Source organism: Collinsella sp. TF11-5AC, assembly GCF_003436775.1.
In the GTDB taxonomy this organism is placed as follows: domain Bacteria; phylum Actinomycetota; class Coriobacteriia; order Coriobacteriales; family Coriobacteriaceae; genus Collinsella.
The window spans coordinates 10,834-11,095 of record NZ_QSQO01000005.1 but is presented as its reverse complement, the minus strand read 5'-3'; positions in this window follow the sequence as shown (position 1 = coordinate 11,095).

The window sequence follows — 262 nt, the reverse complement described above, 5'->3', positions numbered from 1 at the left end:
TGGATGTCGCCCGGAAGTCCCCGCAGCACCCGGTCCCCGGGGTCGCACCCGCGTACCTTGAGAGCCGCATAGCGATAGGAGAGAGATGGAAGATCATTCTTCCAGACTCGATTCTTTTCTGCGATTTATCAGACAGAATGATAGCAATCATTCATCCGATCCAAACAAGAAGAATTCACTTATATATGAGTGAGGAGCATCTGATCGCGAGCACAGTCAAGACTGTGCCGCGGTATGAGATACCCGAATTGCGACATACGAG